The sequence below is a fragment of the Streptomyces sp. MH60 genome, assembly GCF_002939385.1.
Classification (GTDB): Bacteria; Actinomycetota; Actinomycetes; order Streptomycetales; family Streptomycetaceae; genus Streptomyces.
Genome location: NZ_MULI01000097.1, coordinates 1 through 24,306 on the forward strand (window position 1 = coordinate 1; position 24,306 = coordinate 24,306).

Consider the following 24,306-nt stretch of genomic DNA (forward strand, 5'->3'; position numbering starts at 1 on the left):
CGGTCGGGTCCGGGTGCGGCGCCTGGATCGCGGGCGTCGACGCGGTAGGCGACGGCCGGCAGGCCGGCCGCGCGCAGGGTGGCGTCCACCGTCCAGAAGGCCCGGGGGCGCGCGGCGACCGGGCCCGCGTGGACCGCCAGCCGCCCGTCGGGCGCGAGCACCCGCCGCAGCAGGCCGTAGAACTCCTGGGAGTACAGCTTCGTACTGGCCGTGATGCCCGGGTCGGGCAGGTCCGAGATCACCACGTCGTACGTCGCGGAGGGCGTCGAGCGCAGCCGGTGGAAGGCGTCCCCGGTGGTGACGCGGACGCGCGCGTCGCCGTAGGCGTGTTCGTTGAGGGTGGACAGTCCGGGGTCGTGCCGGGCCAGCCGGGCGAGCCCGGGGTCGAGTTCGACGATGTCGACGCGGCGTACGCCGGGGTGGCGCAGCACCTCCCGGGCGGCGAGGCCGTCGCCGCCGCCGAGGACCAGCACGCGCGCGTGGGGGCCGTTCATGGCGGGGTGCACCAGCGCCTCGTGGTAGCGCCGTTCGTCGCCGGCGCGCACCCGCAGCCGCCCGTCCAGGAACAGGTCGAGCGGCCGGCCGTCGGCGTCGCCGGTGAGGACGACCTCCTGCACGTCGGTCCGTACGGCCACCCGGACGTCCTGGCCGTACACGGCGTGCCGGGCGGCGCGTTCGAAGTCGTCGGCGAGGACGGTCGCGGTGGCGAGCAGGACGAGGACCAGCGCGTTGGCGGTCAGCAGCAGCCAGCGGGCCCGGCGGGTCAGGTCGCGCCGGAACAGGCCGAGGACCAGGGCGGCGCCGACGACCGCGTTGACGGTGCCGGTGAGCAGGGCGCCGGTGAGCTGGCCGAGGAAGGGCAGCAGGACGAACGGGAAGGCGAGGCCCCCGACGAGGGCGCCGACGTAGTCCGCGGCGAACAGGTCGGCGACGGCACCGCCGGGGTCCTGCCGGCGCACCCGCTGGATCAGCTCCATGAGCAGCGGCACCTCGGCGCCGATCAGCACACCGATGGCGAGGGAGAAGGCGACCAGCAGGACGCGCGGGCCGTCGGCCCACAGGCCGCCCCAGTCGCCGGTCCAGGCGAAGACGGCGTACAGGAGCATCGCGCTGGAGCCGCCGACGAGGGCGAGGGTGGCCTCGAGCGCGGCGAAGCCGGCCGCCGCGAGGCCGCGCAGCCGTTTGGCGGCGAGCGAGCCGATGCCCATGGCGAAGACCATGACGGACAGGACGACGGACGCCTGGGTGACCGAGTCGCCGATCAGGTACGAGGCGAGCGCGACGAGTTCGAGTTCGTACACGAGCCCGCAGGCCGCGCACACGAAGACCCCCGCCAGCACCAGGAACCGTCCGATGGCGGGCCGTACGGGCAGCCGCGCGGGCGCTTCCGGGCCGCGGGGCCCGCCCCAGGACGGCGGGGAGCCGGACGGGGCGGGCGCGTGCTGTTCGATCACGGAGTGACGTTACGTCACTGCAGCACTGCGCTTCGTCACCCACACGTGTGAAACTCAGGGCTTGTCGCACACCACAGGTTTATTCGGCCCCATGTGTTCACACGGCGGACGGGTTGCGCCGGGCCGTCGGCACCCGCACGCCCACCCGGGTACGGGTGGCCACCAACTGGCCGTCCTGCGGGTAGGCGTGCCAGGTCCGCCAGTGCACCTGCCCCTCGTGGCGCTGGGCCAGCAGCGCGGTGAAGGCGTGCGGGCTGCCGGGGAAGACGCCGACCAGGCCGTGCGGGTGGTCGGAGACCAGGGCCAGCAGCTCCTGGGCGCGACCGGCGAAGGAGCCCGGCGTCAGCACCTCGACGCGGGCGGCGAACTCGTACTCCCAGTCGCCCACCCGCTTGGCGACGCCCAGCGGAAGGGGGGTGCTGCTGCCGGGGATGCACGCCACCGTCTCCGAGCAGCTGCCCCGCTCCTCCTCGAGCAGGACTTGGTGGGAGGCGCCGAGCAGGCGCAACTGCAACCGGGCGTCGGTCAGTTCGATGTCGAGACAGGCGAGCGCGGGCAGGGGCTCGCGCCCCAGGGCCCAGGCCAGGTCGGCGGCGCGGGTGTCGGTGTAGGCGGTGTTCAGGGTCGTGAGCATGGATCGGCTCCGCAAGCACACAAGGAGAGGAAGGTGTGGGGCCTGCGCATCCGTGGCACTGCCGGGGATGCGGCCCGCTCAGCCCAGTCGGCCGGTCAGGAGGGGGGTCAACAGGTCGTCCGAGGAGCTGCGTTGATGAGGGAGAGCGAATCATGAACGATGGCGCCGCCACAGCGTTTTTACCCAACTTCGTGGCGTTTCCATCCCTCAGGGGGCTCCCCAGCTCAACTGTTCAACCAGGGCGCACACCCCGCCCGCACGGAGTGCGCCGGGGCGTGGGAGCGCCCACCGGGAGTGTGCCCCGGCGGGCGCTCTGGGTGGGGCGTGGGGCCCGGTCCCAGGAACGGGCCCCGTGGCGGGGATGCGGTTCCCCCTGGCCGGAGCTCAGCTGCCCCGTGTCAGCTGCCTCCGCCGCATCCGCCGCCGCCCCCTCCCCCGCAGGACGACCCGCCTCCGCAGGACGAGCCGCCACCGCAGGAGTTGCTGCCACCGCAGGAGTTGCCCGAGTGGTGTCCGTCCGAGGACGAGCCGCCCCCGTCACCGGCCCACCAGCTGTTGCCGCCGCCGCTGTCGCCCCCGCCGCCGCTCCGGCGCGACCCCCTGCCGCTCCCGGTCCGTACGGCACCGGAGGTGCGCCGGCCCTTCACGAAAACCCTGATCAGCAGGGCCGCGAGCACGAACAGGATGATGCCTGTGACCATGGCTCCACCCTCCCTTCCGTTCCGGGCCGGGCCCGGAAGTCCCCCGAAGCAATCCCCCGTCGGACGCCTCGCTGCGTATCGATGGACTGTGGTGCACGCCGTGGAGCTCACCGGCGTGAACGGGAGATGCCCCTCGCCGCCGCGCCCCAAAGCAGAGTTGAGGAAGTCCAGAGCTTCGGCGCAGGATGACCGGCATGACCTCGATGAGCTCCAGCGCCCGCCCCCTCCTGAACCGCCGGCTCGCGGAGTTCGGGACGACGATCTTCGCCGAGATGTCCGCCCTGGCGGTGCGGACCGGGGCGATCAACCTCGGTCAGGGCTTCCCCGACACCGACGGCCCCGAGGAGATCCGCGAGGCCGCCGTACGGGCGCTGCGCGACGGGCGCGGCAACCAGTACCCGCCGGGCCCCGGCGTCCCCGAGCTGCGCGCCGCCGTCGCCGGCCACCAGCTGCGCCGCTACGGCCTGTCCTACGACCCCGACACCGAGGTCCTGGTCACCGCCGGCGCCACGGAGGCCATCGCGGCGGCCCTGCTGGCGCTGCTGGAGCCCGGCGACGAGGTCGTCGCGCTGGAGCCGTACTACGACTCGTACGCGGCCTGCATCGCGATGGCGGGCGGCACGCGCGTGCCCGTGACGCTGCGCCCGCACGGGGAGGGCCGGGAAGGCGGGCAGCGGTCCTTCCGACTGGACCTGGACGAGCTGCGCGACGCGGTCACCGACCGCACCCGGCTCCTGCTGCTGAACACCCCGCACAACCCGACCGGCACGGTCCTGAGCCGCCGGGAGCTGACGGCGATCGCCGAGCTGGCGGTGGAGCGGGACCTGCTGGTGGTGACCGACGAGGTCTACGAGCACCTGGTCTTCGACACGGCCGAGCACCTCCCCCTGGCGTCCTTCCCGGGGATGCGGGAGCGCACGGTGACCATCGGATCGGCCGGCAAGACGTTCTCGTTCACCGGCTGGAAGGTCGGCTGGGTCACCGCCGCGCCCGCCCTGCTCACGGCGGTCCGCTCGGCCAAGCAGTACCTGACGTACGTGGCCTCGGGGCCCTTCCAGTACGCGGTCGCCGAGGCGCTCGCGCTGCCGGAGTCGTACTTCGCCGCCTACCGGGAGGACATGCGGGCCAAGCGGGACCTGCTGGCGGCGGGGCTGGCCGAGGCGGGCTTCGGCGTGTACCGGCCCGCCGGGACGTACTTCGTCACCACCGACATCCGCCCGCTCGGCGAGAGCGACGGCTTCGCCTTCTGCCGCTCCCTGCCCGAGCGCGCGGGCGTCGTCGCCGTCCCGAACGCGGTCTTCTACGACCACCGGGAGGCGGGCGCCCCCTTCGTGCGGTTCGCGTTCTGCAAGCGGGCCTCGGTGCTGGAGGAGGCGGTGCGGCGGCTCAAGGCGGCTAGGTGAGCCACCCGGGGAAGGAGAGAGCCCGGCGCACGCTGCCGCGGGCGCCGGGCTCTCTCCTGTGTGCCGCGGGGGCGGACTACTCGCCGTCCTCGTCGGTCGGCTTCTCCGCCTCGTTGACGTCCTGCTCCAGGCCGAGCTGCTCCACGAGCCACCGGTCGAACTCGATGGCGGCCCGCACCCAGCTGACCGTCGAGGAGACGAAGTGCTCCAGGCTGACGCCCATGCCGATCAGCATCTGCGCCTCGCCGATCAGGCGGACCGTGCCGTCGTCGTGGGTGTGGGAGTACACCTTCGGCCACAGGGTGCGACGGTTCCAGTCGTCCACCGACTCGAGCAGCTGCGGCTTCTCGTCGATCTGGTGGGGCCGGTCGTAGAACGTCCGCACCGAGAAGACCTGCTGGTCACCCTCGCCGCGGAACATGAAGTACGTACGGAACTGCTCCCACGGCGCCGCGAGGTCGCCCTCGTCGTCGACGACGTACTTCAGCTCCATCTGTTCGAGGAGCTGCTTCACAAGATCCTGATCCGGGACGACGGGGCCCGCCGGTCCTTGGGGCTGCGGCTCGGGCTGCTTGCCCCCGAAGTTCGGAATCGAGGACGGGTCGATGCTCACCGTGAATTTCCCTTCGTACGGATCCGGCCATCCTCCCCCATGCGGGGAGGGGCGTGGCAAGCCCGTCGGGGGCCTGTCAGCCCTCGGCTGACTCGATCCGGCCAGTCGGGTACCCGCTCGGGGCCCCGGCAACCCGAGGGACGGGTCGCCGGGGCCCGGGGCGGGCGGTGTCCGCTACAGCGTCTTGCCGCTCGCCGGTCCCACGATCAGGTCGTCGTCGAAGCGGTCCACGCGGACCGTGTCGCCGTCCTTGATCTCGCCGGAGAGGATCTCCCGGGCGAGCCGGTCGCCGATCGCGGTCTGCACGAGGCGGCGCAGCGGGCGGGCGCCGTAGGCCGGATCCATGCCCTCGTCGGCGAGCCAGGCCAGGGCGTCGTCGGTGACCTCCAGGGTGAGGCGGCGCTCGGCGAGCCGCCGGGCCAGGCCGTTGATCTGGAGCCGCGCGATCCGGCTCAGCTCCTCCTTGCTCAGCGCCGAGAAGACCACCAGGTCGTCGAGCCGGTTGAGGAACTCCGGCTTGAAGGAGGACCGGACCACCTCCAGGACCTGCTGCTTCTTCTCCGCCTCCCCGGTCAGCGGGTCGACCAGGTACTGGCTGCCCAGGTTGGAGGTGAGCACCAGGATGGTGTTGCGGAAGTCGACGGTGCGGCCCTGCCCGTCGGTGAGGCGCCCGTCGTCCAGCACCTGGAGCAGGATGTCGAAGACCTCGGGGTGCGCCTTCTCCACCTCGTCGAGCAGCACGACGGTGTACGGCCGCCGCCGCACGGCCTCGGTGAGCTGGCCGCCCTCCTCGTACCCCACGTATCCGGGCGGGGCGCCCACGAGCCTGGCGACGCTGTGCTTCTCGCTGTACTCGCTCATGTCGATGCGGACCATGGCCCGCTCGTCGTCGAAGAGGAAGTCGGCGAGCGCCTTGGCCAGCTCGGTCTTGCCGACGCCGGTGGGGCCGAGGAAGAGGAACGAACCGGTCGGGCGGTCCGGGTCGGCGATTCCGGCCCGGCTGCGCCGTACGGCGTCGGAGACGGCCCGTACGGCCTCGGTCTGCCCGATGAGCCGCCTGCCCAGCTCGTCCTCCATGCGCAGCAGCTTCTGCGTCTCGCCCTCCAGGAGGCGGCCCGCGGGGATGCCGGTCCAGGAGGCGACGACGTCCGCGATGTCGTCGGCGCCGACCTCCTCCTTGACCATGGTGTCCCTGGCGACCTCCTCCTCGGCCTCGGAGGCGGCCTCCAGGTCGCGCTCCAGGGTCGGGATCTCGCCGTACAGCAGCTTGCTTGCGGTGTCGAAGTCACCGTCGCGCTGGGCCCTCTCCGCCTGCCCGCGCAGTTCGTCGAGCTTCTCCTTCAGCTCGCCGACCCGGTTGAGGGACTGCTTCTCCTTCTCCCACCGGGCGTTGAGGCCGCGCAGCTCCTCCTCCTTGTCGGCGAGGTCGCGCCGCAGCCGCTCCAGGCGTTCCAGGGAGGCGGCGTCGGTCTCCTTGCCGATCGCCAGCTCCTCCATCTTCAGCCGGTCGACGGCGCGCTGGAGCTCGTCGATCTCGACGGGCGAGGAGTCGATCTCCATGCGCAGCCGGGAGGCGGCCTCGTCGACGAGGTCGATGGCCTTGTCGGGCAGGAAGCGGGAGGTGATGTACCGGTCGGAGAGGCCGGCGGCGGCCACCAGCGCGCTGTCGGCGATCTGCACCTTGTGGTGGGCCTCGTAGCGGCCCTTGAGGCCGCGCAGGATGGCGATGGAGTCCTCGACGGTCGGTTCGGCGACCAGCACCTGCTGGAAGCGCCGTTCCAGGGCGGGGTCCTTCTCGATCCGCTCCCGGTACTCGTCGAGGGTGGTGGCGCCCACCATGCGCAGCTCGCCGCGCGCCAGCATGGGCTTGAGCATGTTCCCGGCGTCCATGGCGGAGTCCCCGCCGGCGCCGGCGCCGACGACGGTGTGCAGCTCGTCGATGAAGGTGACGACCTGCCCGTCGGAGTCCTTGATCTCGGCGAGGACGGTCTTCAGCCGCTCCTCGAACTCACCGCGGTACTTGGCCCCGGCGACCATGGCGCCGAGGTCCAGCGCCACCAGCCGCTTGTCCTTCAGCGACTCGGGCACGTCCCCCTTGACGATCCGCTGGGCCAGCCCCTCGACGACGGCGGTCTTGCCGACGCCGGGCTCGCCGATGAGGACGGGGTTGTTCTTGGTCCGCCGGCTGAGCACCTGGACCACCCGCCGGATCTCCTGGTCGCGCCCGATGACGGGGTCGAGCTTCCCGTCCCGGGCCGCGGCGGTGAGATCGGTGCCGAACTTCTCCAGGGCCTTGTACTGGCCCTCGGGGTCGGGCGTGGTCACCCGGCGCCCTCCCCTCGCCTTGCGGAAGGCCTCCTGCAGCTTCTTCGCACTGGCTCCCTGCCCCTCCAGTACCTCACCGGCCGCGCCGCCTTTCGCGGCGATGCCGAGGAGCAGGTGCTCGGTGGAGAGGTACTCGTCCCCGAGTTCCTTGGCGCGGGCCTGGGCGTCGGCGACCACGGCGAGCATCTCACGGCTGGGCTGCGGGGGTGCGACGGTGGACCCGGTCACGCTGGGCAGCCCGGCGACGATGCGCTCGGTGCCGGAGCGCACGGCGGCCAGGTCGGCCTCGACGGCGGCGAGCAGGTCGGTGATGTTCTCGTTGTCCTGCCCCTGGAGCAGGGCCAGCAGCAGGTGGGCGGGGGTGAGGTCGGCGTTTCCCTCGGTCACGGCCCGGTTGCTGGCCGCGTTGATCGCGTCCCGGCTCCGGTTGGTCAGCTCGGCGTCCACGTTCTGGCTCTCCTCCTCGCGTCGGCCGTCGGCGGTCCGGCCTTGTCTCCCAGTGCTGACTCATCCAACGTACACAAAGTTGAGTCTATTCCACTCAAGGGGGTCGGGACACGTGTCCCCGTCGGGGACACCAGGGTGGTCGCACGGGGTCCTCAAGGGGAGCGGACCGCGCCGCACGAGAGACTTTTCGGCCACACACGAGACCGTCGGACAGGGCGAGATGTCCGCACATGCGACAGCGGCGTCACCGTGTTCAGGTCACGGTGACGCCGCTGCCGGGGGGAAGCACCTGAGCGATTTGTTACGACGGGGGAATCGCGTCAGGCACTGCGGGGGGTGGCCGAGATGGTCCTCACTTCGGGGATCTCCGGCTGCTCGAGCCGGTGGTCCCGCTGGTCCAGGTTCACAAAGATCATTCCGTAGCGGATGGCACACCGCACAGGCTGCGGCGCCCCCCGAGGCCGCCGCAGACACCGGTACGCCCGCACGTCGCCGTCCTCGTCCAGCGTGACGACGACCGGCTCACCGAAGACGGTCACCATCAGGGAGTCACCGGCATGCGGGATCGCGGTGACCAGGTCGATGAAGTGCCAGCCGGATCGGTAGGCGGTGGCCATTTCCCGCCGGAAGGAGCGGTCGTCGGGTGGAGTCGTCATCAGTCAGCCCCAAGTGCTGTCGTCTTCACCGAGAGGAGTGGGTGCCGCACTCGTCACGGTCGAAGCCACCGTGGTGGCAGCCATTCCCCAGGTGCTGTCCGCCCGCGTCTCCACCTTCGCGCCGGAAAGACCGGTCAGCGCACCGACGGCCACGACGGCGGAGAAGGCGGCAGCAAGCACCGAGCGAAGCAATTTGTTGCGCATAATCGGCTTCGTCCTCACTTGAAGGTCCCCTCTTCCCCCGTCGGATAAGACGATGGCTCATTCGGGCACGTCATGGCCACACAATCGGTGCATCATGTTCCTGCACGTTCAGGACCCTGGGGGGTGTAGATTTGACAACGAATCGGACTAAAGCGCCACATCCCCATGCGATGTCCGAACTGTGCGAGGAGGGCAGCCGTCTCTACTCGGCCGCTCTGCGCATCGGGCGGGTGGCTCGGCAGGAAGCCGAAGCCGTGCCGTGCCTGATCGAATTCGCCCTTCTGCACCCCGATCCGGACGACGCGAACTGGTTGCGCCCCGTACCTCCGTCGGTCGCGCTCGCTCAGCGGCTCAACTCGATCGAGCGCGACATCGCCGAACGCCGGCGCGCGTCGATCGAACTGGCCGACGCCTTCGAACCCTTCCTCGCCCTCGGCGCCCACGCCACCACCAACACTCACTCGATCTCGGTCCTCGAAGGGCTGGACCGCATCAACGCGGCACTCGATCTGGCCACGGCCGAGTGCCGGTCGGAGATGCTCACGGTCCAGCCGAGCAGTCGCCGCCTGGAACACACGCTGCTGCAGGGGCTGGAGCGCGACAGGCCGTTGCTCGAACGCGGGGTGCGCATCAGGACCCTCTACCAGCACACGGCACGGTACAGCCCGGAAACGCTGGGGTACGTGTCCCAGTTCTCCGACGGCAAGGTCGAGTACCGAACGATCGACGAGTTGGTGGAGCGCCTCATCATCTGCGACGAGTCGGTCGCCTTCATCCCCACGCGCGACGATCGGCAGGTGGCTCTGGAACTGCGTCACCCGGGGCTCGTCCGGTACCTGATCAAGGTCTTCGAGTTCATGTGGTCCCGCGCGGTGCCGCTGAGCGCGGGGGCCCCCTACGAAACCGCACCCGACGGCATTACGGCGATCCAGCACTCGATCGCCAAGCTGCTCGTCGAAGGGCACGTGGACGAGGCCATCGCCCGCCGCCTGGGCATGAACGTACGCACCTGCCGGGCGCACATAGCCAAGCTGGCGCAAGCCCTCGGCAGCGGCAGCCGCGCCCAGCTCGGCTTCCTCATAGCCCAGTCCGGGATCCTGGAAGAAGGGGACCCCCGCGTCACCGACGGAGCCGGCTCGTGACGAGAGAGCCGCGCGAACCCGCGACGGGAACGTGATCACGCCGGCCAGCAGCGACGACTCACCAGTCAAGGGCTACGACTGCCGCGACAGTGCACTTGTGGGATTTTCGCAACAGTAATTCAGTGCGCCGTGTGCGCCGTGCTTTCGGCATCGTGAATGCGCCCTGCGCACCCACTGGTGGAAGATTTCCGTAGTAAACCTCGTGAGGTGCGGGGAGTGTTCAGGACAGGACCGAATATCGCCTGTGCTGAAATGCGGTGTTGGTATGGCCAGTTTTCCGATCACCGACGATTTGCGACTTCCGGCGGAAATCGATGCGTCGTCTCTGACGGATGTTCCCGAAGGGCCGCCCGAGGGGATCCTGCTGACGGGAGCCACGGGGTTCCTCGGCGGTTTCCTGCTCGCCGACCTGCTGGATGCCACCGACGCTCGAATCCGTTGCCTGGTGAGAGCGGAGTCGACCGCTCAGGCCCGGGAGCGGCTCGCCGGTCAGTTGAGCGCCCGGGAGGTGCCGGAGCACCACATGTCCCGGATCGACGTCGTGCCCGGCAGCCTGGCGAAGCCGCGGTTCGGCTTGACCGACGAGGAGTTCTCGGACCTCTCGCGCGGCATCGACGTCATTTACCACTGCGGTGCTTGGGTCAATCTTCTGGCGAGTTACCCGATCCTGCGCGGCTGCAATGTTTCGGGGACCCTGGAAATCCTGAGACTGGCGACCCGGACCCGCCGAATTCCCGTGCATTACATCTCGACGATGGGGGTTGTCCCGGCGGCCCGAGACGCCGGGACCGGTGTCTCCGGTTACTGCGCCACCAAATGGGTCGCCGAGCAGTTGGTCGCGCAGGCCGCGGACCGCGGATCGCCCACGATGGTGCACCGGCCCGGTGTGATCCTGGCGGACTCGCGCACCGGCCTGGTGGGGACGTCGGACTGGTTCGTCCACCTGACGACGGCGAGCATCCGCGCCGGCTGCGCCCCCGACCACCCCGGTCTCCTGCCGGTGGGCACGGTCGACTTCACCAGCCGCGCCATCGTCGACCTGTCCCTGAGCCGGCGTGCCCGAGGACAGGTGTTCCACGTGATCGATCCCGAGCCGCTGCCCTTCCGGTCGTACTTCCAGGGCTTGGCGGACGCGGGTGTCGACCTTCCGCTCGTTCCGTTCGACACCTGGCTGGAGCGGCTCCGCGACCTGGGCGACGAGGTCCCCCGCAGCACCCTGCGGCTGGCCGGCGAGACCCTCCGGCAGATGATCCCGGCCCCGGGGCAGGACACCGCCGGTCCCACGGCGGCGTCCGCGCACCGCGCCCCGCCCGTGCTCGACTCCGACTACTTCCGCAGGATGCTCGCCTTCCTGGGCCGCGACGCCGTGCTGCCCGCCCAGTGACCCACCCGCGGTCCTCTCCTCCCGCCCCCTCCCGTCACCCCTCCCCGCATCTCATCAGCTGGAGTTTCCGCATGTCCCCTTTCACCCTGGAAGACCTGGCGGCGATGGTGGCCGAGATCGCCGGCGCCGAAGCGGCCCGGGCGCTCTCGGAGCAGTCGGCCGACGCACCCTTCACCTCGTTGGGGTTCGACTCGATGGCCGTCATCGAACTGGCCGAGCGGATCCAGGAGCGCTACGGCGTCCCCATCCCGGACGAGGCGGTGCACGACCTGCGCACCGTCCGGCGGACCCTCGACTACGTGAACGGCCAGGCAGCCGTTGCCGCGGCGGACGGAGCCCGCTGATGGCCCGGGGCGCGGGGCGGCTGACCGGCATCGGCGCCTACCGCCCCGGTGGCCTGCTCACCAGCGCCGAACTCGACACCAGGTTCGGTCACGAGGACGGCTATATCGAGCAGATCACCGGGATCCGGACCAGGCTGAAGGCCGACCCCGACGACACCTTCGTCGAGATGGCCGCGCAGGCGGCGGACAAGGCCCTGGCCCAAGCGGGCGTGCTCGCCCAGGACCTGGACTGTGTCCTGTTCTCCTCCGCCAGCAGCGTCGGCCAGGCATCGTGCCGGGCCGCCAGTCTCACCCACCGCATCGGAGCCGGCCGGGCCGGCGGGTTCGACGTCAACGGCGGGTGCGCCGGGTTCGGTTACGGGCTGACCCTGGCCTCCGGACTCATCGCCGCACAGCAGGCGCGTCAGATCCTGGTCGTCGCCGCCGAGCGGCTGAGCGACATCACCGACCCCGACGACTGCGCGACCGTCATGGTCTTCGGCGACGCCGCCGGGGCCGCGGTGGTCAGCGCCGCCGAGCACCCCGGGATCGGACCGGCGGTGTGGGGCACCCACGGCCCCGGTGAGCCCTGGATGACCAGCGCCCCGCGCAAACCCGGTGCCGCCCGCCCGTACATGCACATGGACGGCACCCGGGTGGTCCGCTGGTTCGGTTCGCACATGCCGCAAGTGGCCCAGGAGGCACTCGGCGCGGCCGGGCTCAGCTGGGACGACATCGGCGCCTTCGTGCCGCACCAGTGCAACGGGCGGCTGATCGACGCGATGGTGCGCCGACTGCGCCCGCCCGAGCACGTGGCGATCGCCCGCAGCATCGTCACCGACGGCAACACCAGCTCGGCGTCCATCCCGCTGGCTCTGGAGTCGCTGCTCGCCTCGGCCACCGTACGGCCCGGCGACAAGGCGCTGCTGCTGGGCTTCGGCGCCGGGCTGACCTGGTGCGCCCAGGTGGTCGAACTTCCGTAAGGAGCACCTCATGAACGTCACGTCCGCGTCCCCCGCGGTCGACCTCAGGGCCGTCGGCGCACCCGAAGCCGGTGCCGTGGCCCGTCCCCTGTCCCGTCTGTCCGACGCCGATCTCGGCTCCCTGCTGATGATCCGCCACTTCGAACTGGCCGTCCTTGAGCTGTTCTCCCAGGGCCGGCTGCACGGCACCACGCACACCTGCCTCGGCCAGGAGTACATCCCCGTCGCGCTCTACCCGCTGCTGGACGACGGCGACTATGTCTTCAGCAACCACCGCGGGCACGGCCACTACCTGGCCCGCTTCCACGACCCGCACGGTCTGCTCGCGGAGATCATGGGACGGGCCGGTGCCGTCTGCCACGGCGTGGGCGGCAGCCAGCACATCTACCGCGACCGCTACCTGTCGACCGGCGTACAGGGGCAGAGCCTGCCCGTCGCCGTGGGAGTCGGCCTGCACCTGAAGCGGGCCGAGCCGGGCCGGATCGCGGTGGTCCACATCGGCGACGGCACCTGGGGCGAGGGCGCCGTGTACGAGGCGCTCAACATGGCGCAGCTGTGGCAGGTCCCGGTGCTCGTCGTGGTGGAGCACAACGGGATCGCCCAGTCGACACCGACCGAGCGGCAGATGTCCGGCACCGTCGCGGCCCGGGCGGCGGCCTTCGGCGTCGGCCACCTGCGGATCGACTCCGTGGACGTCACCGATGTACGCGCCGCCCTCACCCCCGTGGTCGAGCAGGTCCGCGACCGGCACCGGCCGTACGTGGTCGAGTGCGTCACCCACCGCGTGGGCCCGCACAGCAAGGGGGACGACACCCGCGCGGCCGAGGTCCGTGAGCGAGCGGCCCGGCACGACTGGTACCGCCGCTACCGACAGGACCACCCCGCGCAGTTCGCCGCCGCCGACCAGGCACAGGCGGAGGCCGTCGCCGCCGTCGTACGAGAGGTCGGCGCGCGTCCGGCGTCCCGATGGGAGGCCCGATGACCAGGCGCCAGCGCGTGGCCGAGAACCTCAACAGCGCACTGCACCACCTCCTCGGCGCCCACCCCGGCACGTATCTGATCGGCGAGGACGTCGCCGACCCCTACGGCGGGGCGTTCAAGGTGACCCGGGGGCTGTCCGACCGCTTCCCGGACCGGGTGCTCTCCTCACCGCTGAGCGAAGGCGGCATCGCCGGCGTGGGCGCGGGCCTGGCGCTGGCCGGCAACCGGTCCGTGGTCGAGATGATGTTCTCGGACTTCGCCGCGCTGGCCTTCGACCCGCTGCTGAACTTCGCCGCCAAGTCCGTGTCGATGTACGGCCGCAGGGTTCCGATGAGCATGGTCGTCCGCTGCCCCACCGGCGGCAACCGGGGGTACGGCCCGACGCACAGCCAGAGCCTGCAGAAGCACTTCCTCGGCATTCCCTCGCTGCACCTGCGGGAAGTCTCCCCGTTCCACGACAACCAGCGCGTACTGACCGCGATGCTCGACCGCGAGGAGCCCGGGGTGCTCTTCGAGGACAAGGTGCTCTACACCCGCGCCATGTACCGGGCGGGGGTCGTGGACGACCTCTTCCGCTACGAGGTGCTGGCCGATCCCAGCGAGACCGCCCGGGTGTTCGCGCCGGACTGCGGGCCCCCCGACTGGATCGTCCTGGCCCCGGGCGGGCTCACCGAACGGGCCGTCACCGCCCTGCGCACCCTGCTCCTCGAAGAGGAGATCACGTGTGAACTGCTGGTGCCCTCCCAGCTCTACCCCTTCGACAGCAAGGCGCTGCTCCCGGTGCTGTCCCGTGCCGACCGCATCTGTGTCCTGGAGGACTCCACGGCCGACGGGACCTGGGGCGAGCTGCTCGCACAGCAACTCCACGAGCAGCTGTGGAGCCGGCTGGCCCGCCCGGTACTGCCGCTGAGCGCCGAGCCGAGCATCGTACCGACCGCGGCGCACCTGGAGCACGGCGTGCTGCTCCAGCCGTCCACCATCCACCGCGCGATCATGGAGGCGACGAAGTGATCGGCGTCGAGCTGCCCACGCTCAACACCAACGACTCCAGCTACACCCTGGTCGAGTGGCTCGTCCCCGACGGCAGCAGCATCGAGGGCGAGGAACCGCTGGCGGTCGTGGAGACCTCCAAGGCCAGCGAGGAGATCGAGAGCACCGGCCCCGGAATCCTGCACGTCCTCGTCGGCGGCGGCCAGGACTGCCGGCCGGGGCAGACCATCGCCTACCTCTTCGAGTCGGCCGAGGAGCGCGACTCCTACCGGGCGTCGGCCGCCACCCCGGCGGCGGCATCCGCACCCCCCGGCGCGGAGCTGAGCATCACCAACGCGGCCCGTGCGCTCGCCGACCGCCACGGCGTGTCCGAGGCCGAGCTGCGCGGTCTCGGGCGCACGGTCATCCGTACCGCCGATGTCGAGGCCCTGGTGCGGCGGGCCGCGTCGGCGCCCGCCTCCCCCGAGCGCCGGCTGTCCAAGCGGCAGCGGACGGTGGGGGCGGTGGTGACCGAGTCGATGCGGACCGTTCCGGCCGCGGCCGCCTACGCCAAGGTCGACGTCGGACAGGCGGAGGAACTGGCCCGGCAGCTGTCCGAGCGCACCGGCAGCTTCGTCTCCCTGCCCGTCCTGCTGATCAAGGCGGTGGCGCGCCGGCACGCGGCACACCCCCTGATGTTCGCCGCGCTCACCGACGACGGCGCGGTACGCGAGAGCGAACGGGCCCATGTGGGCGTCACCATGGACGCGGGCCGAGGTCTGTACACCCCGGTGGTGCACGACGCCGCCGAGCTGAGCGGCGACCGGATCGCCGACCTGCTGACCGGCTTCAGGAGCAAGGCGTTCCGGGGCACGTTCCAGGCCGCCGAACTCGCCGGGGCCAACATCATGGTCGCCCCGCACACCACCGAGGGCATGGTCCTGGCCACCCCCATCGTCTTTCCCGGCCAGACCTGCGTGATCTCCATCGGCGCCGTCGAGGACCAGGTGCTCCTGGACGCGCGGGGCACTCCTCGCACCCATCGATTCGTCCACCTCGGCCTGGTCTACGACCACCGGGTGGTCAACGGCAGGGACGCGATGGCCCTGCTCAAGGACGTCAAGGCAGAACTGGAGTCACCGGCCGCGCTCGGCTGACCGCCGACCCGCCACCACGGAACCCCACCACACGGAACCCCACCACCCCCGGGGTACCGCCCGTCGGACCGGAAAGGACACCCCTGACATGACCACCGACACCACACCCCACAGCCGCGCCTACGCCCTGCTCGCCTCGGTTCTCGGCAACAAGTTCGAAGTGCCCCCCGAGGCCATCGTCCCCACCGCGACCTTCGAGCAGCTGGACCTCGACTCGCTGGCCGTGGTGGAGCTCTTCGTCGTACTCACCGAGGAACTCGGCATCGAAGTACAGGACGCCGAGGCCGACCCGGACCTCACCCTGGCCGGGGTGGCCGACCTCATCGCCGAGGCCGTCAAGCCGTGACCGGCACCCGTCCCGACGTCGCCGTCACCGGGATCGGCCTGGTCACTCCGGCCGGCACCGGACGCGAGGCCACCTGGGACGGCGTGTGCGCGGGCCGCCCCACCGCCCGGCACGTCCCCGAGCTCAAGGGTCTCCCGGTCGACTTCGCCTGCCTCGTACCGGACTTCTCCCCCCGCGGTCACGTCCCCGGCTCACGCCCCTGGCAGTACGACCGCTTCACCCAGTTCGCCCTCTACGCCGCCCTGGAAGCGGTCTCCGACGCCGGTCTGGACCCGGCCGACTGGGACGCGGACCGCGTCGCGGTGGTCTTCGGCAGCTCGGCCGGCGGCACCGGCACCATGCTGGAACAGCACCGCAAACTGCTCGATCTGGGCACGGCACGCGTCTCACCGCTGCTGCTGCCGATGTTCCTGCCCAACATGGCCACCGGACAGCTCACCATCCACCTGCGGGCCCGGGGTCCGGCGCTGTGCACGGTCACCGCCTGCGCCTCCGGCGCCACCGCCATCGGCACCGCCCTGCAACTCCTGCGCTCCGGGGCCTGCGACATCGCCGTCGCGGGCGCCTCCGACGCGGTGGTACAGCCCCTCTGGGTCACCGGCTTCGACCGGATGGGCGCGCTGTCCCGGCGCGGTGACGACCCGCGGGCCGCCTCCCGGCCCTTCGACACCGCCCGGGACGGCTTCGTCATGGCGGAGGGCGGTGCGGCCCTGGTCCTGGAGCCGGCACGTGCGGCCAGGGCCCGCGGACGCCCCGGCTACGCCCTGCTGGCGGGCTACGGGGCATCGTCCGACGCCCATCACCCCGTGGCACCCGACCCCGAGGGCAAGGGGGCCGCCCTCGCCGTGCGGCGGGCCCTCGACGACGCCGGCGCCCGCCCCGCGGACGTGCAGCACATCAACGCGCACGGCACCAGCACGCCGCTCAACGACGCCGCCGAGGCCCGTCTGATCCGCCGCCTCTTCCCTCACCGGCCCTCCGTGACCTCGGTCAAGGGCACCCTCGGCCACCTGCTGGGCGCGGCCGGAGCGGTCGAAGCGGCGATCACCGCCCTGTCCGTGGCCCACGGCCGGGTGCCTCCCGTGGCCAACCTCGAAAAACAGGAAGGAGACGCCGAGATCAACGCCGTCACCGGCACCAGCCGGGCGCAGCCCGTCGACCTCGCCCTCAGCCATTCCTTCGGCTTCGGCGGCCACAACGCCGTACTCGCCTTCAGAAGCTGTCCCACCGAACCGGCCCGGGAGCCCGCCGCTCCTTCACCGTGAGCATCTCCGGGCGGCGGCAGCGGCCATCCGGACGACCTCTCCGCCGGCCGCCGCCGATCCCGCTGCGGGCCCGGCACTCAGCCCGCCGTCTCCGCCGGTCACTCGGGTTGATGGACGTCCGCACCGCGCGCGTCCACATCCCGAGTTCGCCGCGGCCCTCGGCGGCGGGAGCCGGGCTCGGCTCGGGTGTCTCATCGGGCAGTCGGGGATTCCCGGCCGGGCAGGACGACGGGGGCCGGGGCGCCGCGCGGGGCGCCGTCCAGGCCGGCCTGGGCTATGCGGACGCCCAACTGGGTGCGGCTGGCCGCGCCCAGGGTCTCCGAGAGGCGGGCGATGTGCGCGCGGGCCGTGCGGACGCTGATGCCGAGGCGCTCCGCGATCACCGCGTCCTGGTGACCCTCGGCGAGGAGTGCCGCGATGGACTGCTCGCGGTGGGAGATGCCCTCGATGCCGGTGTCGGGAAGGGGCGCGGTCAGGGGGATGGCCAGGCGCCACAGGCGTTCGAAGACCGTGACCAGGTAGGCGATCAGGGCGGGGTGGCGCAGCTCCAGGGCCATCGTGCGGTCGGTGTTGGCGGGGATGAAGGCGACCGTGCGGTCGAAGAGGATGAGGCGGTCGATGACCTCGTCCAGGGTGCGGGCCTCCACCGCGTCACCCATGAGTTCGAGGTAGTTGAGCAGGCCCTGCCCGTGCCGGGCCACGTGCGTGTACAGGTCCCGCATCCGCACCCCGCGCCCGCGCAGCGCCAGCGCCCGGTGCAGCCCCTCGGACAGCTCGTGCTCGCGCCGGATGCCACCGGGCTGGACGGTGAGCACCTCCGTCGTACAGGCCTGCGTCGCCTCGTCCATCGCGGCCTGGATGCGGGACAGGCCGTCGAGGACCCGGATCGCCGTGCTCTCCGTGCCGGCCGGGGTCTGGAGCAGCCTGCCGAGGCCCGCGTACCACTCGAAGGCCTCCACGGCCGAACCCACCCGCCGCTGGCTGGCGCTGACCTCGTCGTGGACGCCGCGCAGCAGCCGGGTCATGACCTCCTGCGGGGAGGTCGGCACCAGCCAGTCCATGTCGTCGGGGTCGGGGTGCAGCAGGGCCAGTTCGAGGAGGCAGGGGACCGGCTCGGCGTCCTGGCGCGGCACCCTCCCGCGCCGGACGGCCCGGGAGTACACGCGGTCCCCGGCCGCGCACAGCCGGTCGGCCCCGTGCGGGTGTTCCTGAGCCCCGTGCCCGGCCATCGCCCATCCCACCCCCGGTTCCGGCTCTTCCGCAGCGCAACTATGCGCGGCCCGGTCCGGCTCCGCAACACGGCTCCGCCCCGCACGGGGAACGAAAAGAGCCGATTGCGACCGGAATGACCCGACGGTGGAACCCGGAAGACACGAGGGCTACTTCAGGCCGAGTTCCCCGCACGCGTCCGCGTACTTGGCGGTGCAGATGTCGGTGACCTTGTAGAAGTCGTCCGCGACGACCGTCTCCTCGATGTTCGCCTTGGTGAGGGCGACGACGGGGACGAGCTGGGCGGGGACGCCCTTGTGGGTGGGGCTGTCGACCTTGTCGCGGGCGAGCGCGTCGAACTGGATGTCCCGGCCCTGGACCCGCGCCACGGCCATCTCCGCGGCGTTCTCGGCCTCCTGCGGGTAGGACTTGTACACGCTCATGTACTGCTCGCCGGTGACGATCCGCTGCACCGCCGCCAGCTCCGCGTCCTGGCCGGTGATCGGCGGCAGGTCGGTGACGCCCGCGTCCTCCAGGGCCTTGATGATGCCGCCCGCCATGCCGTCGTTGGCGGAGTAAACGCCCGCGATCTTGCTCTTGCCGATCTTCTCGATCGCCTCGGTCATGTTCGCCTCGGCGTTCTCCGGCTTCCAGTCCTTGGTGTCGAAGGACTGGGCGATCGTCACCTTGCCGTTCAGCTCGGACAGCGCGCCCGCCTTGAACTGCTTGGCGTTCGGGTCGGTGGACGAGCCGTTCATCATGACGATCTTGTCGGAGCTGGACGGGTCGCCGCCGAGCGCCTCGATGAGGGAGCGGCCCTGGACCTCGCCGACCAGCTCATTGTCGAAGGAGATGTAGGCGTCGATCGGACCCTCGGCCAGCCGGTCGTAGGCGATGACGGGGATGCCGGCGTCCTTGGCCTTCTGCACGGCGTCGCCGATGCCGTGCGAGTCGACCGCGTCCAGCACGATCACGTCGACCTTGTCCTCGATCATCTGCCGCATCTGATCGGCCTGCTTGGTGGCGCTGGCCTCGGCGTTGGCGTACTTGACGATGCCCTCGTCCCGGGTGAGTTCGCCGATCTTCTTCTTGAAGAAGGGGTAGTCGAACTGCTCGTAGCGCGTGTTCTCCTTCTCCGGGAGCAGCAACCCGACCAGGAGGTCGTTGCCCTTGGTCGGGCTCGCGTCGCCACCGCTCTCCGACGCGCCCAGCACGCCGCAGGAGGCCAGCGAGAAGGTCATCAGGGACGCGGCCACGGATATGGCGGTTCGACGGGCACGGCTGCTCACTGCGCTAGACCTTCCGACACACGGGTGTAGTTGGTACCGAGGGACCCAGGTGACCCAGGTGAAGGAAGCCAACGCTGTCTTCACCAAATCGTCAAGAAGTACTAGACCAATGAGACAGCACCGTTGTGAACAAGCCCCGGAGGACGAGTGCGTCCTCCGGGGCTGCCGGTGCCGTTTCCCTTGTGCCGCCTGTCAGTCCGAGGCCTGGCCGTGGCGCTTGGGCCGCCAGACCACCAGGGCGCTGGTCTGCTGTACCTCTTGGTAGGGAACCAGGTCACGGCGGTACGACGCGTGCACCGCGGCCTCGCGCTGGCGCATCGCCGTGGCCGCGCCGTCGAGGGCGGCGGCCAGCTCGGCCGCGCGGGCCTGGAGCTCGGCGACCTGGTTCTCCAGTTCGATGATGCGCTTGATTCCGGCCAGGTTGATGCCCTCGTCCTGCGACAACTGCTGGACCTGTCGGAGCAGTTCGATGTCGCGGGCCGAGTAGCGCCGGCCCCGGCCGGGCGTGCGGTCCGGGGAGACCAGGCCGAGGCGGTCGTACTGACGCAGGGTCTGCGGGTGCAGGCCGGAGAGCTGGGCCGCCACCGAGATGACGTACACCGGGGTGTCCTCGGTCAGTTCGTACGGGTTGCGTCGCCGACCGTCCATTCCCGTCAAGCTCCCTTCGCGGCCTGGAACAACTCCGCCCGCGGATCCTCGTCCGCGGTCGCCTCGCGATACGCCTGAAGCGCGTCACGAGCCTTCCCCGTCAGATCCTTCGGAACACTCACCTCCACGGTGACCAGAAGGTCGCCGCGGGTGCCGTCCTTGCGGACCGCGCCCTTGCCCCGGGCCCGCATGGTGCGGCCGTTGGGCGTGCCCGCCGGCAGCTTCAGCGTGACGGGCGGACCGCCCAGGGTCGGGACCCGGACCTCGCCGCCGAGGGCCGCCTCGGCGTAGGTGACCGGGACGGTGACGGTGAGGTTGTCGCCCCGGCGGCCGAAGACGGGGTGTTCCTTGACGTGCACGACCACGTACAGGTCGCCCGCCGGACCGCCCCGCTCGCCCGGCGTGCCCTTGCCGCGCAGCCGGATGCGCTGCCCGTCCGACACCCCGGCGGGGATACGGACCTGCATCGTCCGCGAGGACTTGGCGCGTCCGGAGCCCTTGCAGACGTCGCAGGGGTCCTCGGCGATCAGACCGCGGCCCTTGCAGTCCGGGCACGGGTCGGTGAGCGAGAAGCCGCCGCCCGAGCCCCGGGCGACCTGGCCGGTGCCGACGCAGGTCGGGCACACGCGCGGCGTGCCGTTCTTGTCGCCGGTGCCGGAACAGGCCTTGCAGGGCGCCTGCGAGGACATCCTGAGCGGCACGGTCGCGCCCTCGATGGCCTCGGTGAAGCTCAGGGTGACCTCGGACTCGATGTCCTGCCCGCGCCGCGGCTGCGTGCGCGTGCCGGTGCCGGGTCCGCCGCCCGTGCGGTTGAACAGGCCCCCGAAGACGTCGCCGAGACCGCCGCCGAAGCCGCCGGCACCCTGGCCCCCGCCCTGGGCGCCGCCTCCGAAGAGGTCGCCCAGGTCGAAGTTGAAGGTGCCGCCGCCGCCCGCGCCCGGCCCCGGACGGAAGCCTCCGTTGCCGAAGAGGGCGCGGGCCTCGTCGTACTCCTTGCGCTTCTTGGGGTCGCCGAGGATGTCGTTGGCCTCGGAGATCTCCTTGAAGCGCTCCTCCGCCCTGACGTTCCCCTTGTTGGCGTCCGGGTGGTTCTCGCGGGCGAGCTTCCGGTACGCCTTCTTGATCTCGGCCTCGGTGGCGTCCTTGGGGACGCCGAGAACCTTGTAGTAGTCCTTCTCGATGAAGTCCTTCGTGCTCATCCCCGACGTCCCTCCTTCCTCGGCTTCCTCGTCACTTCAAGCTCAGCCCTCGTCCGGGCCACCGCTCTCCTTGGTCCCGGCGTTGTCCTCCGCGTCGGAGGCGTCCTGCCCCTCGGAGCCGGCCTCGGCCGGCTTGACCGTCTGGGCGCCCGGCTGCGGCTCGGCGACCGCCACCCGCGCGGGGCGGATGGTGCGTTCGCCGATCCGGTACCCGGGCTGCAGGATCGCCACGCACGTCGTCTCGGTGACGTCCGGCGCGTAGGAGTGCATCAGGGCCTCGTGGATCGTCGGGTCGAAGGGCTCGCCCTCCTTGCCGAACTGCTGGAGGCCCAGCTTGGCGACCGTGGTCTCCAGCGACTCCGCGACGGACTTGAAGCCGCCGACCAGTTCGCCGTGCTCCCGGGCGCGCCCGACGTCGTCGAGCACGGGAAGCAGCTCGGACAGGAGGTTCGCGATGGCGACCTCCTTGACCGCGACGCGGTCCCGCTCCACCCGGCGGCGGTAGTTCTGGTACTCGGCCTGGAGGCGCTGGAGGTCCGCCGTGCGCTCGTTCAGCGCGGTGCGCACCTGGTCCAGCTGGGCCACCAGGCCCGCGTTCTCGCTCGCGTCCCCGGCCGGGGCCGCCCCCTCTTCGGAGGCGGCCTGCGGCTCGGCGTCGTCAGGGGTGGCGCCGGAGGGGACGTCGGGCTTCTCGTCGAAACCCGGGGTCTCCTCCGTCACGCGGCACCGTCCTTGCGCTCGTCGTCCACGATCTCGGCGTCGACGACGTCGTCGTCGGCACCCTTGCCCTCGGCACCGGCGTCGGCACCCGGGGCCTCACCGCCGGCGGCCTGCGCGGCCTGGGCGTCGGCGTACATGGCCTGGCCCAGCTTCTGCGAGACGGCGGCGACCTTCTCGGTGGCGGTGCGGATCTCGGCGGTGTCCTCGCCCTTGAGCTTCTCCTTCAGCTCGGCGACGGCGGCCTCGACCTCGGTCTTCACCTCGCCGGGGACCTTGTCCTCGTTGTCCTTGAGGAACTTCTCCGTCTGGTAGACGAGCTGCTCGCCCTGGTTGCGGGACTCGGCGGCCTCGCGGCGGGCGTGGTCCTCCTCCGCGTACTTCTCGGCCTCCTGGCGCATCCGGTCGACCTCGTCCTTCGGCAGCGAGGAGCCGCCGGTGACGGTCATCTTCTGCTCCTTGCCCGTGCCCAGGTCCTTCGCGGTCACGTGCATGATGCCGTTGGCGTCGATGTCGAAGGCGACCTCGATCTGCGGGACGCCGCGGGGCGCCGGCGGCAGACCGGTCAGCTCGAACATCCCGAGCTTCTTGTTGTACGCCGCGATCTCGCGCTCGCCCTGGTAGACCTGGATCTGCACGGAGGGCTGGTTGTCCTCGGCGGTGGTGAAGATCTCCGAGCGCTTGGTCGGGATCGTCGTGTTCCGCTCGATCAGCTTGGTCATGATGCCGCCCTTGGTCTCGATGCCGAGGGACAGCGGGGTGACGTCGAGCAGCAGGACGTCCTTGACCTCGCCCTTGAGGACACCGGCCTGCAGGGCGGCGCCGATGGCGACGACCTCGTCCGGGTTGACGCCCTTGTTGGCGTCCTTGCCGCCGGTCAGCTCCTTGACCAGCTCGGCGACGGCGGGCATACGGGTGGAGCCACCGACGAGAACGACGTGGTCGATCTCGGACAGCTGGATGCCGGCGTCCTTGATGACGTTGTGGAACGGCGTCTTGCAGCGCTCCAGCAGGTCGGAGGTCAGCTGCTGGAACTGGGCGCGGGTGAGCTTCTCGTCCAGGTGCAGCGGGCCCTCGGCGGACGCCGTGATGTAGGGGAGGTTGATCGTGGTCTCGGTGGACGAGGACAGCTCGATCTTGGCCTTCTCGGCCGCCTCGCGCAGACGCTGCAGCGCCATCTTGTCCTTGGCCAGGTCCACGCCGTGGCCGGACTGGAACTGCTTGACCAGGTAGTCGACGACGCGCTGGTCCCAGTCGTCACCACCGAGGTTGTTGTCACCGTTGGTGGCCTTCACCTCGACGACACCGTCGCCGATCTCCAGCAGCGAGACGTCGAACGTGCCGCCACCGAGGTCGAAGACCAGGATGACCTGCTCGTCCTTGTCCAGGCCGTACGCCAGCGCGGCGGCGGTGGGCTCGTTGACGATGCGCAGGACGTTGAGGCCCGCGATCTCACCGGCCTCCTTGGTGGCCTGGCGCTCGGCGTCGTTGAAGTACGCCGGGACGGTGATGACCGCGTCGGTCACCTTCTCGCCCAGGTAGGACTCGGCGTCCCGCTTCAGCTTCTGCAGCACGAAGGCGCTGATCTGCTGCGGGTTGAAGTCCTTGCCGTCCAGGTTGACCTTCCAGTCGGTGCCCATGTGGCGCTTGACCGAGCGGATGGTCCTGTCGACGTTCGTGACCGCCTGGCGCTTGGCCACCTCGCCGACGAGCACCTCACCGTTCTTGGCGAAGGCGACGACGGACGGCGTGGTCCTGGCGCCCTCGGCGTTGGTGATGACGGTGGGCTCGCCGCCCTCCAGAACGCTGACGACGGAGTTAGTCGTGCCCAGGTCGATGCCGACCGCACGTGCCATGGTGAATAACCTCCAGCTGACTTGAGTGGAACAGGCTCAAGTGTGCACGACGCCCGGCGATGGGTCAACAGAGGTGAGTCGGGCAGGCTCAACTCTTATCCGTTCCTTACACGCAACGGCGCCCTGACCTGCACGTTCTCAGCGCTCGTGGCCTGACGAACCGGAAAAATCACCCCCGGGAAGGACTCACCGCCCGGGACTCCGGTTGCCCCGGGAGGCAACTGGGACACCCCGGCGCCCGACCGCCGGGCCGACCGGGCCGACGTCCTCGCCACCGCTCCCCGCCGGACCGGCGCCCTCGCCGCCGAGCCGCGCGGGAGCCGCGGCGGCCCGTACACCCGTACCCGCAGCAGCCCCAGCACCCCGGCGGCCGTTCCGCCCGCCACCCACAGCACCGCGGG

At 71.1% G+C, this 24,306-nt stretch carries 23 protein-coding genes; 10 read left to right on the plus strand and 13 right to left on the minus strand.

What is annotated here, in order from left to right; all coding sequences use genetic code 11:
* The 3 genes from BZZ08_RS34240 to BZZ08_RS34250 form a co-directional block, all read right to left on the minus strand.
* Positions 1 to 1,454: polyamine aminopropyltransferase (locus tag BZZ08_RS34240; RefSeq protein ID WP_104636090.1), on the minus strand; the 1,454-nt coding region annotated here is incomplete at its 3' end.
* A 97-nt stretch (positions 1,455 to 1,551) separates the two neighbouring features.
* Positions 1,552 to 2,088 (minus strand): DUF2617 family protein, encoded by a 537-nt coding sequence (locus BZZ08_RS34245; RefSeq protein WP_198601865.1) that lies wholly within the window; start codon positions 2,086 to 2,088, stop codon positions 1,552 to 1,554.
* A gap of 398 nt (positions 2,089 to 2,486) precedes the next feature.
* Positions 2,487 to 2,789, minus strand: a complete 303-nt coding sequence (locus BZZ08_RS34250) for a hypothetical protein (RefSeq protein ID WP_104636092.1) — start codon at positions 2,787 to 2,789, stop codon at positions 2,487 to 2,489.
* A 194-nt stretch (positions 2,790 to 2,983) separates the two neighbouring features.
* Here BZZ08_RS34250 and BZZ08_RS34255 point away from each other — a divergent pair, with 194 nt between their 5' ends.
* A complete protein-coding gene (locus BZZ08_RS34255) occupies positions 2,984 to 4,192 on the plus strand; it encodes a pyridoxal phosphate-dependent aminotransferase (protein WP_104636111.1) in 1,209 nt (402 codons plus the stop codon).
* A 76-nt stretch (positions 4,193 to 4,268) separates the two neighbouring features.
* Here BZZ08_RS34255 and BZZ08_RS34260 read toward each other — a convergent pair whose 3' ends face one another.
* From BZZ08_RS34260 to BZZ08_RS34275, 4 genes are all read right to left on the minus strand, one after another.
* Complete coding sequence (locus BZZ08_RS34260; protein WP_104636093.1) at positions 4,269 to 4,805, minus strand: YbjN domain-containing protein; 537 nt, start codon at positions 4,803 to 4,805, stop codon at positions 4,269 to 4,271.
* A 174-nt stretch (positions 4,806 to 4,979) separates the two neighbouring features.
* Positions 4,980 to 7,577, minus strand: a complete 2,598-nt coding sequence (gene clpB / locus BZZ08_RS34265; protein ID WP_104636094.1) for an ATP-dependent chaperone ClpB — start codon at positions 7,575 to 7,577, stop codon at positions 4,980 to 4,982.
* 320 nt (positions 7,578 to 7,897) lie between these two features.
* Positions 7,898 to 8,233: a hypothetical protein gene (locus BZZ08_RS34270; RefSeq protein ID WP_003975277.1), complete on the minus strand. Its 336-nt coding sequence runs from the start codon at positions 8,231 to 8,233 to the stop codon at positions 7,898 to 7,900.
* A gap of 3 nt (positions 8,234 to 8,236) precedes the next feature.
* The gene (locus BZZ08_RS34275) at positions 8,237 to 8,437 is read right to left on the minus strand and encodes a hypothetical protein (protein WP_104636095.1); all 201 of its coding nucleotides are present in this window, start codon (positions 8,435 to 8,437) and stop codon (positions 8,237 to 8,239) included.
* 170 nt (positions 8,438 to 8,607) lie between these two features.
* Between BZZ08_RS34275 and BZZ08_RS34280 the strand changes: the two genes are divergently transcribed.
* From BZZ08_RS34280 to BZZ08_RS34320, 9 genes are all read left to right on the plus strand, one after another.
* The gene (locus BZZ08_RS34280) at positions 8,608 to 9,579 is read left to right on the plus strand and encodes a helix-turn-helix transcriptional regulator (RefSeq protein ID WP_241965638.1); all 972 of its coding nucleotides are present in this window, start codon (positions 8,608 to 8,610) and stop codon (positions 9,577 to 9,579) included.
* Positions 9,580 to 9,844: 265 nt separating this feature from the next.
* Complete coding sequence (locus BZZ08_RS34285; RefSeq protein WP_104636097.1) at positions 9,845 to 10,963, plus strand: thioester reductase domain-containing protein; 1,119 nt, start codon at positions 9,845 to 9,847, stop codon at positions 10,961 to 10,963.
* Positions 10,964 to 11,034: 71 nt separating this feature from the next.
* A complete protein-coding gene (locus BZZ08_RS34290) occupies positions 11,035 to 11,307 on the plus strand; it encodes an acyl carrier protein (RefSeq protein WP_104636098.1) in 273 nt (90 codons plus the stop codon).
* Positions 11,307 to 12,269, plus strand: a complete 963-nt coding sequence (locus BZZ08_RS34295; RefSeq protein ID WP_104636099.1) for a ketoacyl-ACP synthase III — start codon at positions 11,307 to 11,309, stop codon at positions 12,267 to 12,269. Before BZZ08_RS34290 ends, BZZ08_RS34295 begins: the two co-directional genes overlap by 1 nt.
* Positions 12,270 to 12,279: 10 nt before the next feature.
* A complete protein-coding gene (locus BZZ08_RS34300; RefSeq protein ID WP_104636100.1) occupies positions 12,280 to 13,251 on the plus strand; it encodes a thiamine pyrophosphate-dependent dehydrogenase E1 component subunit alpha in 972 nt (323 codons plus the stop codon).
* Positions 13,248 to 14,261 (plus strand): alpha-ketoacid dehydrogenase subunit beta, encoded by a 1,014-nt coding sequence (locus BZZ08_RS34305; protein WP_104636101.1) that lies wholly within the window; start codon positions 13,248 to 13,250, stop codon positions 14,259 to 14,261. Before BZZ08_RS34300 ends, BZZ08_RS34305 begins: the two co-directional genes overlap by 4 nt.
* Positions 14,258 to 15,376 (plus strand): 2-oxo acid dehydrogenase subunit E2, encoded by a 1,119-nt coding sequence (locus BZZ08_RS34310; RefSeq protein WP_104636102.1) that lies wholly within the window; start codon positions 14,258 to 14,260, stop codon positions 15,374 to 15,376. Before BZZ08_RS34305 ends, BZZ08_RS34310 begins: the two co-directional genes overlap by 4 nt.
* A gap of 88 nt (positions 15,377 to 15,464) precedes the next feature.
* Positions 15,465 to 15,722 (plus strand): acyl carrier protein, encoded by a 258-nt coding sequence (locus BZZ08_RS34315; RefSeq protein WP_104636103.1) that lies wholly within the window; start codon positions 15,465 to 15,467, stop codon positions 15,720 to 15,722.
* Positions 15,719 to 16,987: a beta-ketoacyl-[acyl-carrier-protein] synthase family protein gene (locus tag BZZ08_RS34320; protein ID WP_104636104.1), complete on the plus strand. Its 1,269-nt coding sequence runs from the start codon at positions 15,719 to 15,721 to the stop codon at positions 16,985 to 16,987. Before BZZ08_RS34315 ends, BZZ08_RS34320 begins: the two co-directional genes overlap by 4 nt.
* A 191-nt stretch (positions 16,988 to 17,178) precedes the next feature.
* Here BZZ08_RS34320 and BZZ08_RS34325 read toward each other — a convergent pair whose 3' ends face one another.
* The 6 genes from BZZ08_RS34325 to dnaK all read right to left on the minus strand — a co-directional run bounded on the left by BZZ08_RS34325 (position 17,179) and on the right by dnaK (position 23,905).
* Positions 17,179 to 18,216 carry a helix-turn-helix transcriptional regulator gene (locus tag BZZ08_RS34325; RefSeq protein WP_104636105.1) on the minus strand — a complete coding sequence of 346 codons (1,038 nt, stop codon included), beginning with the start codon at positions 18,214 to 18,216 and terminating at the stop codon, positions 17,179 to 17,181.
* Between the two features lie 150 nt (positions 18,217 to 18,366).
* Positions 18,367 to 19,485 (minus strand): substrate-binding domain-containing protein, encoded by a 1,119-nt coding sequence (locus tag BZZ08_RS34330; protein ID WP_104636106.1) that lies wholly within the window; start codon positions 19,483 to 19,485, stop codon positions 18,367 to 18,369.
* A gap of 192 nt (positions 19,486 to 19,677) precedes the next feature.
* Positions 19,678 to 20,133 (minus strand): heat shock protein transcriptional repressor HspR, encoded by a 456-nt coding sequence (locus tag BZZ08_RS34335; RefSeq protein ID WP_104636107.1) that lies wholly within the window; start codon positions 20,131 to 20,133, stop codon positions 19,678 to 19,680.
* Between the two features lie 5 nt (positions 20,134 to 20,138).
* Positions 20,139 to 21,332 (minus strand): molecular chaperone DnaJ, encoded by a 1,194-nt coding sequence (dnaJ, locus tag BZZ08_RS34340; protein ID WP_104636108.1) that lies wholly within the window; start codon positions 21,330 to 21,332, stop codon positions 20,139 to 20,141.
* Positions 21,333 to 21,374: 42 nt separating this feature from the next.
* Complete coding sequence (gene grpE, locus BZZ08_RS34345; protein ID WP_104636109.1) at positions 21,375 to 22,052, minus strand: nucleotide exchange factor GrpE; 678 nt, start codon at positions 22,050 to 22,052, stop codon at positions 21,375 to 21,377.
* The gene (gene dnaK, locus BZZ08_RS34350; protein ID WP_104636110.1) at positions 22,049 to 23,905 is read right to left on the minus strand and encodes a molecular chaperone DnaK; all 1,857 of its coding nucleotides are present in this window, start codon (positions 23,903 to 23,905) and stop codon (positions 22,049 to 22,051) included. The genes grpE and dnaK overlap by 4 nt, the downstream gene beginning before the upstream one ends.
* Between the last annotated feature and the right edge of the window lie 401 nt (positions 23,906 to 24,306).

Coding starts and splice junctions, on each gene's coding strand:
- BZZ08_RS34245 (WP_198601865.1), bottom strand. CDS start 2,088: ATGCTCACGACCCTGAACACCGCCTACACCGACACCCGCGCCGCCGAC.
- BZZ08_RS34250 (WP_104636092.1), bottom strand. CDS start 2,789: ATGGTCACAGGCATCATCCTGTTCGTGCTCGCGGCCCTGCTGATCAGG.
- BZZ08_RS34255 (WP_104636111.1), top strand. CDS start 2,984: ATGACCTCGATGAGCTCCAGCGCCCGCCCCCTCCTGAACCGCCGGCTC.
- BZZ08_RS34270 (WP_003975277.1), bottom strand. CDS start 8,233: ATGACGACTCCACCCGACGACCGCTCCTTCCGGCGGGAAATGGCCACC.
- BZZ08_RS34275 (WP_104636095.1), bottom strand. CDS start 8,437: ATGCGCAACAAATTGCTTCGCTCGGTGCTTGCTGCCGCCTTCTCCGCC.
- BZZ08_RS34280 (WP_241965638.1), top strand. CDS start 8,608: ATGTCCGAACTGTGCGAGGAGGGCAGCCGTCTCTACTCGGCCGCTCTG.
- BZZ08_RS34285 (WP_104636097.1), top strand. CDS start 9,845: ATGGCCAGTTTTCCGATCACCGACGATTTGCGACTTCCGGCGGAAATC.
- BZZ08_RS34290 (WP_104636098.1), top strand. CDS start 11,035: ATGTCCCCTTTCACCCTGGAAGACCTGGCGGCGATGGTGGCCGAGATC.
- BZZ08_RS34295 (WP_104636099.1), top strand. CDS start 11,307: ATGGCCCGGGGCGCGGGGCGGCTGACCGGCATCGGCGCCTACCGCCCC.
- BZZ08_RS34300 (WP_104636100.1), top strand. CDS start 12,280: ATGAACGTCACGTCCGCGTCCCCCGCGGTCGACCTCAGGGCCGTCGGC.
- BZZ08_RS34305 (WP_104636101.1), top strand. CDS start 13,248: ATGACCAGGCGCCAGCGCGTGGCCGAGAACCTCAACAGCGCACTGCAC.
- BZZ08_RS34315 (WP_104636103.1), top strand. CDS start 15,465: ATGACCACCGACACCACACCCCACAGCCGCGCCTACGCCCTGCTCGCC.
- BZZ08_RS34325 (WP_104636105.1), bottom strand. CDS start 18,216: ATGGCCGGGCACGGGGCTCAGGAACACCCGCACGGGGCCGACCGGCTG.
- BZZ08_RS34335 (WP_104636107.1), bottom strand. CDS start 20,133: ATGGACGGTCGGCGACGCAACCCGTACGAACTGACCGAGGACACCCCG.
- dnaJ (WP_104636108.1), bottom strand. CDS start 21,332: ATGAGCACGAAGGACTTCATCGAGAAGGACTACTACAAGGTTCTCGGC.
- dnaK (WP_104636110.1), bottom strand. CDS start 23,905: ATGGCACGTGCGGTCGGCATCGACCTGGGCACGACTAACTCCGTCGTC.